Raw genomic sequence first — 13,408 nt, forward strand, 5'->3', positions numbered from 1 at the left:
ATGATGAGTCCCACCGACGGGAACACCGCACCACCACCCGGTGGGGCGCCACCAGCACGAGAAGGAGACAGACCATGACCAACGTCACCCCCGCCACCAGCACCAGCACCGCTGCCGCCAAGCACACCGGCGACGCCGCCGGCAAGAACACCATCGCCGAGGGCGTCGTCTCGAAGGTCGCCGGCATCGCGGCCCGCGAGGTCCCCGGCGTGCACGACCTGGGCAACGGCGCCGCGCGTGCCATCGGCGCGATCCGCAACGCCATCAACCAGCAGGACCGCGGCCAGGGCGTCTCGGTCGAGGTCGGCGAGAAGCAGGTCGCGGCCGACATCGTCATCGTCGCCGAGTACCCCGTCGAGCTCCAGAAGGTCGCCGACGACGTCCGCAAGTCGGTCACCGACGCCATCTCGCAGGTCGTCGGCATGGAGGTCACCGAGGTCAACGTGACCGTCTCCGACGTCTACATCCCGTCGGACGACGCCGACGACGCCGACGACAGCCGCGTCCAGTGACCGCCACCACCCGAGGCATGCTCGTCGGCGCGGTCCTCGCGCTGACGGCCCTGCAGTTCGGCTTCGGAGGTCTCCTCCTGGTCGCCCTCGCACTCGTGATCGGCTACTTCGTCGGTCGCTTCACCGAGGGCAAGCTGGACGTCCGCGGTGTCGCGGACGCCCTCCGCGGGCGGCGGTCCTCGTGACCGCGGCGGTGACGGCCGACCAGGCCCTCCACGGCCGCACCGTGATCACGTCGCGCGCCGTGCGCCGTGTGGTGTCGGCCGTCACCGCGGAGGCACTGGACGCGAAGGCGTCCGACGTGTCCGTGGAGCTGTCCGACCGTGACGGCGGGCTCACCCTCGTCGCCAAGGCCCCCGTGCGGCTCACCCCGCTCGGCGTGCCGAACCGCACGGCGGGCACCCTGCTGGACCGGCTCACGTCGGCCCAGTCCACCATCCGGCAGCGCGTCCTGCAGCTGACCGGCACCGAAGTCGAACGCGTCGACCTGCAGATCACCGGCGCCGAGCTCAGCCAGAGGAGGCGGGTCTCATGAGCACCAGCAGCACCTACCGCCGCGTCCTCCGGCGTGAGACGCACTCGTCGAGGTCGGGCGTCGCCGTGACCCTGGCCGTCCTGCTCGTCCTGGTCCTCGCCTGGATCGGCACGGAGTCCGTGCTCGCGGCCCTCGGCACCGCGCCCCTGCTCGTCGCCCCGGCGGACGCCGCCTCGGCCGTGCTCGGCGCGGCCGGCGCCCCGGTCGGAGCGCTCACCGCGATCGGTGCCGTCGTCGCGATCGTCGGCCTCGTGCTGATCGTCGTGTCGCTCGCCCCCGGCCGTCGCGGTCGCCGCGCCGCCACGGCGGACCGCACCGCCGCCGTGGTCGACGACCGGGTCATCGCCCGGTCGCTCGCCCGCACGGCCAGCTTCGCCGGCGACGTCCACCCCGACCGGGTGAGCGTCAGCGTGGGCAAGAAGGTCGCGCTCGTCGAGATCGACCCCGTGTCGGGCCGCACCGCCGACCTGCGCAGCATCGAGGAGGCCGTCCGCGGCGAGATCTCGAGCTACGACTACTCGCCGACGCTCCGCCCCCGCGTGAAGCTGTCCAAGAAGAAGGGGAAGGTCGGTCGATGAACGACACCAACCGCGCTCTCAACCGCATCGTCGTCTTCGTCGTCGGCCTCGTGCTCCTCCTCGCCGGCGCCGCCGTCGCGGTCGGCGCGCTGTGGCCCGACGTGCAGCAGACGGTCTCCGACGGCGCGTCCGACGCGACCGGCCCGGTCACGGACGCCCTCTCGGGCGGCCAGGTCTGGATCCTCTGGGTGACGGCCGCGGCCTGCCTCGTGCTGGCCCTCCTGCTCGTCGTGTTCATCGTCCGTCAGGGCGGCGGGCGCACCAGCACCCTGCTCGACCTCTCCGAGGCCGAGGGCAGCCACTCGCCGACCGGCGGCCACGTCGTCGTCGACGCGCGGGTCGCTGCCGACGTGCTGGAGGAGGCGCTGTCCAGCACGCCCGGCGTCCTCGCCGCCGACGTCGTCGCCTTCCGCGTCAAGGGCGAGAACGTGCTCCGCGTGACCGTCGACGCCCGCCGCGGCGCCTCGCCGGTCGACCTCCGTCGCGCCGTCGACGAGGCCGTGGCCCGCTGGGACGAGCTGCTCGGCACGGTCACCCCCGTCGTCGTGCAGATCAACGGCGGCCTCCGCACGCAGATGTCCGGAGCGACGCGGCTCGACTGAGCACCGCCCGGCACGACGCACCCGCACCACCGACGCGGCCCTCGACCTCGACCGAGGGCGAGGGCCGCTTCTCGGTCGCACGACCTTCCCACCCGCACTCCACTCCGAGCCGCCCGCGCGGCCGACCGCCCGAGAAGGGGCCGCACCATGAGCACCAGCACCAGCACCAGCACCACCCACCACGTCACCCGGATCGACCTCGACTCGCTCGGGCCCGTCGACGCCTCGTCGCCCGAGGCCGCCCTCGAGCGCACCATCGCGCTGACCGTGCTCGGCACGACCGGCGTGCACGCGCTCGGCACCCCCTCCGCGCGCCTCGTCGGCGCCGTGCGGTCGCGCCTCGGCAAGGGGGGCGTGATCGGCGTCACCGTGACGCAGGCGTCGACCGGCCTGCAGGTCGACGTCGCCCTCGTGGCCGAGTACCCGACCAACGTCACGGAGCTCGCCGACAAGGTGCGCACGCAGGTCGGCCACGCGGTCGGCCAGCTCGACGGCGAGCCGGTCTCGGTCGACGTGTCGGTGGTCGACGTGCACGGCCCGTTCGACGACGTCGCCCCCGCCGACGACGCGTCGCCCGACGCTGACGACGCGGAGCCGCGCCGTGGGGCGGACAACGAGGAGTCGCGGGTCGAGGACGGCGCACCGGCCGACGACCCGAGGTCGCTCGGTGAGCGCGCCTCCGACCTCGCCGACTCGGCGCGGACCGCGATCGCGGACGCCATCGACGGCACGGCCGACGCGGTGGACGACGCGTCCGGCGAGGCCCGCGACGCCGCGGCCCGTGACGCCTCCGCCCGTGACCCGAAGGCGGAGCCGGTCACGCACGACGCCGCCGCCGCCGTCGAGTGGGAGCGCGCGGCCGACGGTCACGGCGACGACGGCGACCGCACCGGCCCCGTCGACGCCGAGCGCGACGCCGCGGACGCGGCCGTCGACGCCGCCGAGGCGGCTGCCCGCGCCGCGGGGGCCGCGGCCGACGCCGCCCGCGCCGCCGCCGCCGACGACGACGCCCGCCGGGCCTGACCCGGCCCCGCCCCGCCCCGACCCGGCACGCCCTGACCGACCCGCCCTGACCCGACCGCACGCAGGAGGAACGACGATGTTCGGACGACGCACCACGACCAGCCGCCGACCGCACCGCCCCCGGGCGGTCTGGTGGGCCCTCGCCACCGGCCTGGTGGTCTGCCTGCTCGTCGTCGGCGGGGTCTTCGTGCCCGTGCTCGCCCTGATCGGCGCGGCCGACGGCGGCACCGCCGGTGCGCTCGACGTGCCCGTCGGGTCGATCGCGGGCGCGGCGGCGGTGGGCTTCCTGCTCGCGCTGGCGTTGCTCGGCCTGGTGTTCCTCTCCCGGCACGGCGCCCTGGCGTGGGTGCTGGCGGTGGCGGCGGTCGTCTCGACGCTGCTCGTGTCGCTCTGGCCGCTCTTCGCCACCGCCCTCGCCGGGGTCGACCAGGCCCGTGACGTGTGGCCCTTCATCCAGGACCTCGTGGCGCGGGCGGGCGTCGGCGGCTGACCCGCGCCTCCCGCACCGGCCTCGAGTGGTCGCCATCTGCTCCTCCCCGCCCCGGGGGAGAGCAGATCGCGACCACTCGGACGTGGGGCGGGGGTCAGGTCGTGAGGCGGAGGAGGACGACCGCGACGACGACGAGCGCACCGGCGCCCGCGACCGCGGCGACGACCCGAGCCCGCACGACGCCGGCGGCGGCCGCCGGCACCGTCCACAGCATCGGGACGAGCACCCAGTCGAGCATGCGGAGATCGGCGGCCGGCCCGGTGAGCAGCCCCGACCCCGCCCCGGCGATCAGGGCCACCTGGGCGACGAGGAGCACCGCGAGGGCGGCGGAGAAGACGCCCGAGAAGCGGCTGCCCCGCTGGCGCGTCCGGACGAACGCCCTGACGACGAGGGCGGCGACCAAACAGGCGACGAGGATGCCGCCGGCGAGGGCCAGCAGCACGGCGCCCAGCCCCTCCCAGCCGCTCGGCGCCGCGACGACGGCCACGAGGAGCACGACGACGACGGTCGCGAGGCCGGCGAGGACGCCCGAGGCCACGGCGGCGAGCGACCGCCCGACGGTCATCGGCACGGCGCCGACGGTGCCGCGCCAGCCGCCGCCGCGGAGCGCGGGCGGGAGGGTCGAGAGGTCGGGGAGGCCCTCCGGCCCCCGGTCGTCGTCGGTCATCTGCTGCTCCCCGCTGTCGGGCCCCCGGCCCGTCGCCCCGACGCTAGCGCAGCGGCGCCGAGTGGTCACGATCTGCTCCGCCCCGATCCGGATCGGAGCAGATCGTGACCGCTCGATCATGGGCGGGTCAGGAGCCGCGGGGCGGCCGGGCGAGGTCGGCCAGCGCCGTCACCGTCGGCGTGCCGCCCGGCGGTCTGCCCACCAGCCAGCGGCGGCGACTCCTTCGTGGTGCTGGAACGCCCTCAGGCTCGGCATCCCCTCGGGTGACGGTCGCCGGGCCTTGTCGAAGAACGACCCGGCGACGGCGGCGAGCACGGCGTCGACGTCGTCGGCGGGCACGTCGGCCAGCAGGGGGTGCGACCGGAGGACGGCCTCGACGTCGACTTGCTCGCCGCGCACGAGCACGTCGAGGAGGTAGAGGGCGCCGTCGATCCAGCGGGCGCCGATCGCGGCCCACGGCCAGTCGACGAGCCAGGCGGTGCCGACGGCGTCGACGAGCACGTTGTCGGCGCGGCCGTCCAGGTGCAGCAGGTGGTCGCCCGCGGCGGCCTCGGCGGCCCGCGCGGCCGCCGCACGGAGCTCCGGGAGGTCGCGGCGCACCTCGTCCGGGAGCGCGTCGAGCGCGCCGTCCGCCTCGAGGCGGTCCCAGCCGGCCGCCTCGCCGCCGAGTTCGTCGGCGGCCTCGGGCAGGCCCTCGAACGCGATCGACCCCCGGGCCACGGGCAGGGTCGCGAACGCGTCCAGGACGGCCTCGACGTCGGAGCCGTCGCGCGCCTCCCCGGGGTGCCGCCCCTCGACGTCGTCGAGGACGAGCGCGACCCAGTCGTCGGTGACCCACGACCCGAGCAGGGCGGGGGCCCGCACGGTCGCGGGCAGCGCCTCGGCGACGGCCAGCTCCCGTCGGTGCAGGTCGGCCGTGTCGGGGCTGCGGCGCCGGTCGGCCGTCTTGACGAAAGCTCGGCGGCCGTCCGCGGCGACGACGCGGTCGGCGCTGCCCGGCGAGAACCCGGCGACCTGGCTGACGGCGGTCACGACGGGGCTGCCGAGCACGCCGGCGACCGCCTCTCGCAGCTCGACGGGCAGGTCGTCCCAGCGGGCACGGGAGGGCATCGAGTCCATCGGCCCACGCTAGCGCGCAGCGAGCGGCGGGCTAGGGCGGGTCAGGAGTCGCGGGGCGGCCGGGCGAGGTCGGCCAGCGCCTCGAGCGCCTCGCGGATCGCGGCGTCGGGTCGTTCGTCGTCGCTCTCGACGGCCCACCAGCGGAGGGCCGCGTACGTGGCGGCGCTCAGCGCGTCGGCGAGGACGACGATCCGGACCGTCCCGACGAGGTCGGGCCGGCGCTCGGCGATGAACGCCGCGAGCGTCGTGGAGCGGCTGCCCATCCGCGAGCCCACCTGCGTCAGCAGCTCGGGGTGCGCCGCGATGATGCGCAGCCGGGCCCGCGTCGCGGCGAGGTCGAGCGCCGGCACCGCGAGGCCCGCGACGAACGCGTCGCCGTAGGCCTGGAGGAGGTCGCCGCCGGGCGGGCTCGACCGGAGCCTGCGCTGCATCTCGTCGCCGACCGGCTCGGCGCCGTCCCAGACGAGGTCGGCCTTCGTGGGGAAGTAGCGGAACAGGCTGCGGCGCCCGATGCCGGCCGCCTCGGCGACGTCGGCCATGCTGACCGCGTCGTAGCCGCGCTCCTCGAAGAGGGCGACGGCGGTGCGGGCGAGCGCCGCGGGGTCGATCTCGGCGGGGCGGCCCCGGGGCGGCCGGTCGCCCGCGGAGGCGGGGGCGTCGGCGTCGGCGGTCGGGGGCACGGTCCGAGGGTACCGGCGGTGCGGACGGTCCCGGTGACCAGCTCGCGGAAAGTACTTGCCAAAATGGAAAGTACTTGCCTAGTGTGGAGGCAGACGGACGGGCACCGAGGCCCGGCCACCACCGAAGGAGCCCCGTCATGACCACCGAGACCCCCGCCTCCGCCCCCAGCCCCGACGAGGCCCGCCGCCTGCTCGCCGAGGCCCGCGCCACCGGCCGGCTCACGACCGCCGCGGCCGGCTGGCCCGCCGTCGCCGTGATGCTCTCGCTCGGCACCGCCGTCTCGATGGGCACCCTCGCGATGGGCCTGACGGCCGGCGCGAACTACCTCGTCGCCCTCGTCGGCCTCCTCGCGTGGGTGCTCGTCGTCGTCGTCTTCCAGCTCGCGGTGATGCGCTCGACCGCCGCCGGCGCCTCCCGCCGCTGGATCGGCTTCATCGTCGCCCTCTTCGTCGTCTACGTGCCGGCGATGATCGTCGTCGCGGGCTCCCAGGGGGAGGCGGTCGTCGCGACGTGCCTGCTGGCCGCGGCCCTCATGGCGATCACCGTGGGCTTCGCGGCCGTCGAGGCCCGGGAGGCCCGGCGATGAGCGATCCGCACCCGCGACTCCGCCTCTCCGAGGTGCTGCACCAGCCGGTGCGCTTCTCGATCACCGCCGCGCTGGCGGCCGCCGACCAGCTCGACTTCGGCGACCTCCGCGACGCCGTGCAGGTGACCGACTCCGCCCTCAGCAAGCAGATCAGCACGCTCGAGACGGCCGGCTTCGTCAGGGTCAAGAAGGGCTTCGTCGGCAAGCGGCCGCGCACGACGCTGTCGCTCACCGCGGCGGGGCGGACGGCGTGGGCCGAGCACCTGGCGACCCTCCGCGAGATCGCCGCCGGCTGAGCCGACCGCCCGAGTCTCGACCGACCGCCCGCGCCTCGACCGCCCGCGGGTGCACGATGGGGCGGCGGCGCCCTCGCCGCCCCGACGGAAGGACCACCCCGTGCAGATCGACCTCACCGGCAAGGCCGCCCTCGTGACGGGCTCGACCCAGGGCATCGGCCGCGCGATCGCGCTCGGCCTCGCCCGCTCGGGCGCGACGGTCGCGGTGAACGGGCGCACCGCCTCCCGCGTGGACGACGCGATCGCGGGGCTCCTCGACGACGCACCGGGCGCCTCCTTCACGGCCGCCCCCGGCGACGTCTCGACGGCGGAGGGCGCGCTCGCGGTGCAGGGCCTCGTGCCCGAGGTCGACGTGCTCGTCAACAACCTCGGCGTCTTCGGCTCGGCCGACCCGCTCTCGATCGACGACGACGAGTGGCGGCGCTACTTCGAGGTGAACGTGCTGTCGGCCGTGCGCCTGACCCGCCTCTACCTGCCCGGCATGACCGGCGCCGGCTGGGGCCGCGTGCTGAACATCGCGAGCGACTCGGCGATCGTGACGCCGGCCGAGATGATCCACTACGGCATGTCGAAGACGTCGCTGCTCGCCGTGTCGCGCGGCTTCGCGAAGGCCGCGGCGGGCACGGGCGTCACCGTCAACTCGGTCATCGCCGGGCCGACCCACACCGACGGCGTCGAGGACTTCGTCTACGAGCTCGTGCCCCGCGACCTGCCGTGGGAGGAGGCGCAGCACCGCTTCATGGTCGAGCACCGGCCGCAGTCGCTGCTGCAGCGGCTGATCGAGCCGGAGGAGATCGCGAACATGGTGGTGTACCTCGCGTCGCCGCTCGCCTCGGCCACGACGGGCGGGGCGCTGCGGGTCGACGGCGGGTACGTCGACTCGATCCTGCCCTGAGGCGGGGCGCGCGGGCGCGGCGTCGAGGTGACGCGTCCCGGGGCCTCGACGAGCGCGAGGGCCCAGGACGAGTCGCCTCGACGTCAGGGCGCCGCCGCGGCTCAGTGCACGCGCCGCCCGTCGACCAGGTGCACCACGGCCACGTCGGGCCCGCGCAGCGACGCGTCGTGCGTCGCCTCGACGACCGTCGCCCCGCGCGCCAGCTCCGCGGCGACCGCCCGCCGGATCGCCGCCGTCGCCGCCGCGTCGACCCCGGCGGTCGGCTCGTCGAGCAGCAGCAGCTCGGCCCGCCGCGCCAGCCCCTGCGCGACCAGCGCGCGCTGGCGCTGACCGCCCGAGAGGCTCGCGAGCGGCCGCCCGGCGAGGCTGACGATGTCGAGCGCCTCGAGGCTCTCGTCGACGATCGCGCGGTCGCTCCGGCGCAGCGGGCGCCAGGCGCCGCGGTCGGCCCAGCGCCCCATCGACACGGTCTCGCGCACCGTGATCGGCAGTCGGTCGGTGACGGCGCTCCGCTGCACGACGACCGCCGTCGTCCGCCCGCGGGGCCGCTCGACGGTGCCCGACAGGTCGTCGTGCGTGCTGGCCAGCACGCTCAGCAGCGTCGACTTGCCCGAGCCGTTCGGCCCGACGAGCACGGTCAGCCGCCCCCGCGGCACGTCGACCGACACGTCGTCGAGCGCCACGGCCCCGTCGTGCCGGGCCGTCACGCCGACCAGACGAGCCAGGGGAGGGGCGTCGGGGCCGAGGGAGGCGCGGGTCGGGTCGAGGAGGGCGTCGGCGAGATCTGAGGCAGTCACATGAGAATCATAACGAGAATCGTTTTCATGTAGGGTCGCCGGGTGATGTTCCTCCTCGAGCCCTTCTCCACGGCCTTCCTGCTGCGCGCCCTCGTCGGCGGCGTGCTGGTCGCCGCGCTGTGCGGAGTCGTGGGCACCTGGGTCGTCGTCCGCGGCGCGGCCTTCCTCGGCGAGGCCATGGCCCACGGGGTGCTGCCCGGCGTCGCGACCGCCGCCCTGCTCGGCCTGCCGCCGGTGCTCGGCGCCGCCGTCAGCGCGAGCGTCATGACCGCCGGGGTGAGCATCGCCTCCCGCCGCTCGCGGGTCTCGCCCGACACGGCCATCGGCCTGCTCTACGTCGCCCTGCTCAGCCTCGGCGTCGTGATCGTCTCGCGCTCCCGGTCGTTCGCCACCGACCTCACCGCCGTGCTCTTCGGCGACGTGCTCGCGATCGACGCCGGCGACCTGGTCTTCCTGGCCGTCGCCCTCGCCGTCGCGGTCGCAGTCGTCGTCGCCTTCCACCGACCGTTCGTCGCCCTCGCCTTCGACCCCCGCGTGGCGCGCACCTCGGGCCTCCGGCCGCAGCTCGCCCAGGTGGTGCTGATCGGGCTGGTCACGCTCGTCGTGGTGGCGTCGTACCAGGCCGTCGGCAGCCTGCTCGTCGTCGGCCTGCTGCTCGGCCCCGCGGTCGCGTCCGGCCACTGGATGCGCCGCATCCCGAGCACGATGCTGCTCGCCGCCGCCCTCGGCGCCGTCGCCGTCGTCGTCGGGCTCCTCGTCTCGTGGCACGCCTCCACGGCGGCCGGCGCGAGCATCGCGTTCGTCGCGGTGGCCCTCACGGCCGTGTCGGCGGCGGTCCGCGCGACGGCCACGCGCCTCCGGCGCCCCTCCTCCACCTCCGACGCGCACGGCGCTCCTGACGCGCCGGGCGCGCCCGACGCGCACGACGCGCCCGGCGCGTCGACCGCCCTGCCCGCCCCGACCCCGAAGGAGACGGTCCACCCGTGACCTCGCGCCCCGCCCGCACCTCCCGCCGCCCCGCCCGCTCGTCGACCGTCGGTCGCCGTGCCCTCCTCCTGCCCGTGGCTGTCGCGTCCGCGCTGGCGCTCGCCGCGTGCGGCAGCGGCCCGGCGGCCGACACCGACGACGCCGCCGCCGACCCCGACGCCGCCGCGACCGCCACCACGGGGGCCGGCCACGGCTTCGTGGAGGGCGCCGACGAGCTCCAGGAGCCGCAGCTCCGCCTCGTCGCCCTCGCCGACGGCGCCCTGACCGCCTTCGACCCGGCCACCGAGCAGAGCGTCACCCTCGCCGAGGGGGTCGACGCGACCCGGCTCGGCACCGACGGCCGGTACGTCCTGGCGTCGACCGACGACGGCGCCGTGACCCTCGTCGACGGCGGGGCGTGGACGGTGCCGCACGGCGACCACTCCCACTACTACCTGGCCGACCCGCGCGTCGTCGCGGAGCCCGGCGAGATCGACGGCGGCGACGGAGCGGGGGAGGCGCGCATCGCCTCGAGCGCCTCGCTCACGGCCGTCGCCTTCGACGGCTCGGGGACGGGCGTCGTCCTCGACGGCGAGGCGCTGGCCGACGGCGAGCTCGACGAGCGGGCGCGGGTCGAGGGACTCGGTGCCGAGGGCGTGCTCGTGCCGCTCGGCGGCCTGCTGGTCGCGAGCACCGCGACGGGCGCCGCCGGCGAGGACGTGGCCGACGCCGTCCGTGTCCGCACGGCCGAGGGCGACGAGGTCGACGGTGCCGTCGCCTCCTGCCCCGACCTCCGCGGCGCCGCCGCGACCCGGGTCGGCGTCGTCGTGGGCTGCTCCGACGGCGCCCTGCTGGTCACCGAGGGCGACGACGGCTCGTCCGCCGTGGTCGAGCGCATCCCATTCCCCGCGGGCACCGCGCCCGCCGACGTCGCGACCGCGTTCGAGCAGCGCCCCGGCCGACCCGCCCTCGCGGCCGTCGCCGGCACCCGCGGTGCCTGGCTGCTCGACGCGCGGGCCCGCGCCTGGACCCTGATCGAGACCCCCGAACCGTTGCTGCGCGCGACCGCGGTCGGCGACTCCGACGACACGGTCGTCGGGGTCGACGCCTCCGGGCGCGTGGTCGTCCTGTCGCCCGACGGGCTCGTGGCGCAGACCGAGCCGCTGCTCGCCGGCGACCTCGTCGACGGTGCCCTGCCCGAGGGCGTCCGGCTCGAGGTCGACGCCTCGCGCAGCTACGTGGCCTCGCCGTCGACCGGCCAGGTGCACGAGATCGACCACGCCGACGCGGCCCGCGTCGCGCGCAGCTTCGCCCTGCCGGCGAGCCTCCTGGTGGAGACGGGCCGATGAGCGCCGCGCGCACCGCCCTGGCCGCCGCCGTCGCGGCGGGTGCCCTGCTCGCCGCCGCCGGCTGCACGGCCGCCGGCCCGGGCACCGCCGGCACCGGCGACCGGCCGCGCGTCGTCGTGACGACGAACATCCTCGGCGACGTCGTCGGCGAGCTCGTCGGCGACCAGGTCGACGTCGTCACCCTGATGCCCCCGGGCGCCGACCCGCACTCCGTCGAGATCTCCGCCCGCGAGGCGGCCGAGATGCTCGACGCCGACCTCGTCGTCTCGAACGGCCTGGGCCTCGAGGAGGGGCTGCAGCAGCACGTCGACGCGGCCGGGGCGGCGGGCGTGCCGGTCGTCGAGGCGGGCGACCTGATCGAGCCGCTCGCCTACGTCGACGGCGACGCGGAGGGCGAGCCCGACCCGCACCTCTGGACCGACACGGGGCGCGTGCTCGACGTCGTCGACGGGCTCGAGCCCGTGCTGGCGACCGAGGTCGACGGGATCGACGTCGACCGCCTGACCGCCGCCACCGCCTCCTACCGGGCCCAGCTCGAGACGCTCGACGCCGAGCTGACCGCGACCTTCGCGGCGATCCCGGCCGAGCGCCGCGCGCTCGTGACGAACCACCACGTCTTCGGCTACCTCGCCGAGCGCTGGGGCTTCCGGGTCGTCGGGGCGGTGCTGCCGAGCGGCACGACCCTGGCGGCGCCGAGCGCCTCCGACCTCGCCGACCTCACCGACGCGATCGAGGAGGCGGGGGTCGCCACGATCTTCGCCGACTCGTCCCAGCCCGACCGGCTGGTGCAGGTGCTCGCCGACGAGGCCGACGTCGACGTCGAGGTCGTCGCCCTGCACACCGAGTCGCTCAGCGCCCCCGGCGGGGGCGCCGCCACGTACCTCGAGATGATGCGCTCGAACGAGCAGCTCATCTCGCACGGCCTGTCTCCCTGACCGGCCGCCACCCCGAAGGAAGGACCCCATGACCCAGCGACACCAGCGACACCCGCGACGCCGTCGAGGCCTGGCCGGGCTCGCGCTCACGGCCGGCGCGGCCCTCGCCCTCACCGCCTGCTCGGGAGGCGCGGGCACCGACGCCGAGGCCGGCGCGGGCTCCGAGGCCGGCGGCAGCACCGCCTCCGCCGCACAGCCCCGCGTAGCCCTCACCTACGACGGCGGGCTGCTCGTGCTCGACGCCGACACCCTCGAGCAGCGGGCCGACATCGAGCTGGCCGGCTTCAACCGCGTCAACTCGTCCGGCGACGGGCGCCACGTGCTCGTCTCCACCACCGACGGCTTCCAGGTGCTCGACACGGGCGCCTGGACCACGGCCGACGGCGAGCACCGCGTCGCCGAGCCCGAGTTGACCGACCTCGTCTTCGACGCTCCGACCCCCGGCCACGTGGTGCGCCACGGTGACAAGACGATCCTCTTCTCCGACGGCACGGGCGAGACGACGGTCTTCGACACCGCCGACCTGCTCGACGCCTCGTCGACCGGCGAGCTGCCCGAGACGGAGCAGATCCCGGCGCCCGAGGCCCACCACGGCGTCTCGATCGAGCTCGAGGACGGCACCCTGCTGACCACCATCGGCGACAGCGAGGGCCGCACCGGCGTGCGGGCGCTCGACGCCGACGGCGACGAGATCGCGCGCAGCGAGGAGTGCCCGTCGGTGCACGGCGAGGGCACGACGGCTGACGAGGTGGCCGTGTTCGGCTGCAGCGACGGCGTGCTGGTCTACGACGACGGCACGTTCACCAAGCTGCCCGCCGCGGACGCCTACGGCCGCACGGGCAACGCGTACGTCACCGACTCGTCGCCGGTGATGTTCGGCGACTACAACTCGGACCCCGACTCCGAGGGCTACGAGCTCACGCAGCTGACCATGGTCGACACCGCGGCGAAGTCGTCGAGTGTCGTCGACCTGCCCGAGGGCGTCGCCTACACCTGGAAGGGCGTCGCCCGCACCGTTGACGACGACGTGCTCGTGCTCGGCACCGACGGGGCGCTGCACCGCCTCGACGGCGAGACCGGCGAGGCCACCGACTCGTGGCCGGTCATCGACCCGTGGGTCGGCCCGGTCGAGTGGCAGGACTCGCACCCGAGCCTGACCGTGGTCGGCGACTCGGCGTACGTGACCGACGCGTCGACGCGCTCGATCCACCGCGTCGACGCGGCGACCGGCGAGGTGCTGGCCTCGGCCGAGCTGCCGGCCGCGCCGAACGAGATCGCCGTCGTCACGGGCTGACGCCCGAGCGACGAGCCGACGCCCCGGGGAGGCGCGGTGCCGGTGCGACCGGCAGCGCGCCTCCCCGGGGCCGTCCGTCGTGG

Annotated in this window: 18 protein-coding genes; 14 read left to right on the forward strand and 4 right to left on the reverse strand. The window is 76.0% G+C overall.

Annotated elements, in window-relative coordinates; all coding sequences use genetic code 11:
- The first annotated feature begins 74 nt into the window (after positions 1-74).
- From IFT72_RS00130 to IFT72_RS00160, 7 genes are all read left to right on the forward strand, one after another.
- On the forward strand, positions 75-512 hold the full coding sequence (locus tag IFT72_RS00130) for an Asp23/Gls24 family envelope stress response protein (protein WP_185231464.1): 438 nt from the start codon (positions 75-77) through the stop codon (positions 510-512).
- Positions 509-697, forward strand: coding sequence for a DUF2273 domain-containing protein (locus IFT72_RS00135; RefSeq protein WP_056052392.1), 189 nt, complete (start codon positions 509-511; stop codon positions 695-697). The genes IFT72_RS00130 and IFT72_RS00135 overlap by 4 nt, the downstream gene beginning before the upstream one ends.
- Entirely contained in the window at positions 694-1,047 is a 354-nt protein-coding gene (locus tag IFT72_RS00140; protein ID WP_056052395.1) for a hypothetical protein, read from the forward strand. The genes IFT72_RS00135 and IFT72_RS00140 overlap by 4 nt, the downstream gene beginning before the upstream one ends.
- The gene (locus tag IFT72_RS00145) at positions 1,044-1,625 is read left to right on the forward strand and encodes a DUF6286 domain-containing protein (protein WP_192045239.1); all 582 of its coding nucleotides are present in this window, start codon (positions 1,044-1,046) and stop codon (positions 1,623-1,625) included. Before IFT72_RS00140 ends, IFT72_RS00145 begins: the two co-directional genes overlap by 4 nt.
- Entirely contained in the window at positions 1,622-2,227 is a 606-nt protein-coding gene (locus IFT72_RS00150; protein ID WP_056052402.1) for a hypothetical protein, read from the forward strand. Before IFT72_RS00145 ends, IFT72_RS00150 begins: the two co-directional genes overlap by 4 nt.
- Before the next feature lie 147 nt (positions 2,228-2,374).
- Positions 2,375-3,250, forward strand: coding sequence for an Asp23/Gls24 family envelope stress response protein (locus IFT72_RS16470; RefSeq protein WP_192045240.1), 876 nt, complete (start codon positions 2,375-2,377; stop codon positions 3,248-3,250).
- Positions 3,251-3,326: 76 nt separating this feature from the next.
- Positions 3,327-3,740 (forward strand): hypothetical protein, encoded by a 414-nt coding sequence (locus tag IFT72_RS00160; RefSeq protein WP_056052408.1) that lies wholly within the window; start codon positions 3,327-3,329, stop codon positions 3,738-3,740.
- A gap of 94 nt (positions 3,741-3,834) precedes the next feature.
- Here IFT72_RS00160 and IFT72_RS00165 read toward each other — a convergent pair whose 3' ends face one another.
- The 3 genes from IFT72_RS00165 to IFT72_RS16530 form a co-directional block, all read right to left on the reverse strand.
- A complete protein-coding gene (locus IFT72_RS00165) occupies positions 3,835-4,407 on the reverse strand; it encodes a hypothetical protein (RefSeq protein WP_192045241.1) in 573 nt (190 codons plus the stop codon).
- A gap of 168 nt (positions 4,408-4,575) precedes the next feature.
- Complete coding sequence (locus tag IFT72_RS00170; RefSeq protein ID WP_192045242.1) at positions 4,576-5,526, reverse strand: aminoglycoside phosphotransferase family protein; 951 nt, start codon at positions 5,524-5,526, stop codon at positions 4,576-4,578.
- A gap of 41 nt (positions 5,527-5,567) precedes the next feature.
- Complete coding sequence (locus IFT72_RS16530) at positions 5,568-6,206, reverse strand: TetR/AcrR family transcriptional regulator (RefSeq protein ID WP_192045243.1); 639 nt, start codon at positions 6,204-6,206, stop codon at positions 5,568-5,570.
- A 137-nt stretch (positions 6,207-6,343) separates the two neighbouring features.
- Here IFT72_RS16530 and IFT72_RS00180 point away from each other — a divergent pair, with 137 nt between their 5' ends.
- The 3 genes from IFT72_RS00180 to IFT72_RS00190 all read left to right on the forward strand — a co-directional run bounded on the left by IFT72_RS00180 (position 6,344) and on the right by IFT72_RS00190 (position 7,984).
- Positions 6,344-6,793: a hypothetical protein gene (locus IFT72_RS00180; RefSeq protein ID WP_192045244.1), complete on the forward strand. Its 450-nt coding sequence runs from the start codon at positions 6,344-6,346 to the stop codon at positions 6,791-6,793.
- A complete protein-coding gene (locus IFT72_RS00185; protein ID WP_056052422.1) occupies positions 6,790-7,089 on the forward strand; it encodes a transcriptional regulator in 300 nt (99 codons plus the stop codon). The genes IFT72_RS00180 and IFT72_RS00185 overlap by 4 nt, the downstream gene beginning before the upstream one ends.
- A gap of 100 nt (positions 7,090-7,189) precedes the next feature.
- A complete protein-coding gene (locus IFT72_RS00190) occupies positions 7,190-7,984 on the forward strand; it encodes an SDR family NAD(P)-dependent oxidoreductase (RefSeq protein ID WP_185231474.1) in 795 nt (264 codons plus the stop codon).
- Positions 7,985-8,085: 101 nt separating this feature from the next.
- Here IFT72_RS00190 and aztA read toward each other — a convergent pair whose 3' ends face one another.
- Entirely contained in the window at positions 8,086-8,781 is a 696-nt protein-coding gene (gene aztA / locus IFT72_RS00195) for a zinc ABC transporter ATP-binding protein AztA (RefSeq protein ID WP_371741113.1), read from the reverse strand.
- 45 nt (positions 8,782-8,826) lie between these two features.
- On the opposite strand from aztA, the gene aztB reads away from it, so the two are divergent.
- Genes aztB through aztD form a run of 4 tightly spaced genes read left to right on the forward strand, consistent with a single transcriptional unit; the run spans position 8,827 to position 13,325 of the window.
- Positions 8,827-9,768, forward strand: a complete 942-nt coding sequence (gene aztB / locus IFT72_RS00200) for a zinc ABC transporter permease AztB (RefSeq protein WP_197981087.1) — start codon at positions 8,827-8,829, stop codon at positions 9,766-9,768.
- Complete coding sequence (locus IFT72_RS00205; protein WP_192045246.1) at positions 9,765-11,096, forward strand: ABC transporter; 1,332 nt, start codon at positions 9,765-9,767, stop codon at positions 11,094-11,096. The genes aztB and IFT72_RS00205 overlap by 4 nt, the downstream gene beginning before the upstream one ends.
- Complete coding sequence (gene aztC / locus IFT72_RS00210; protein ID WP_192045247.1) at positions 11,093-12,031, forward strand: zinc ABC transporter substrate-binding protein AztC; 939 nt, start codon at positions 11,093-11,095, stop codon at positions 12,029-12,031. Before IFT72_RS00205 ends, aztC begins: the two co-directional genes overlap by 4 nt.
- Positions 12,032-12,059: 28 nt before the next feature.
- Positions 12,060-13,325: a zinc metallochaperone AztD gene (gene aztD, locus IFT72_RS00215; protein WP_192045248.1), complete on the forward strand. Its 1,266-nt coding sequence runs from the start codon at positions 12,060-12,062 to the stop codon at positions 13,323-13,325.
- Positions 13,326-13,408 lie beyond the last annotated feature (83 nt).

It is taken from the genome of Frigoribacterium sp. CFBP 8754 (assembly GCF_014841815.1).
Taxonomy (GTDB): domain Bacteria; phylum Actinomycetota; class Actinomycetes; order Actinomycetales; family Microbacteriaceae; genus Frigoribacterium; species Frigoribacterium endophyticum.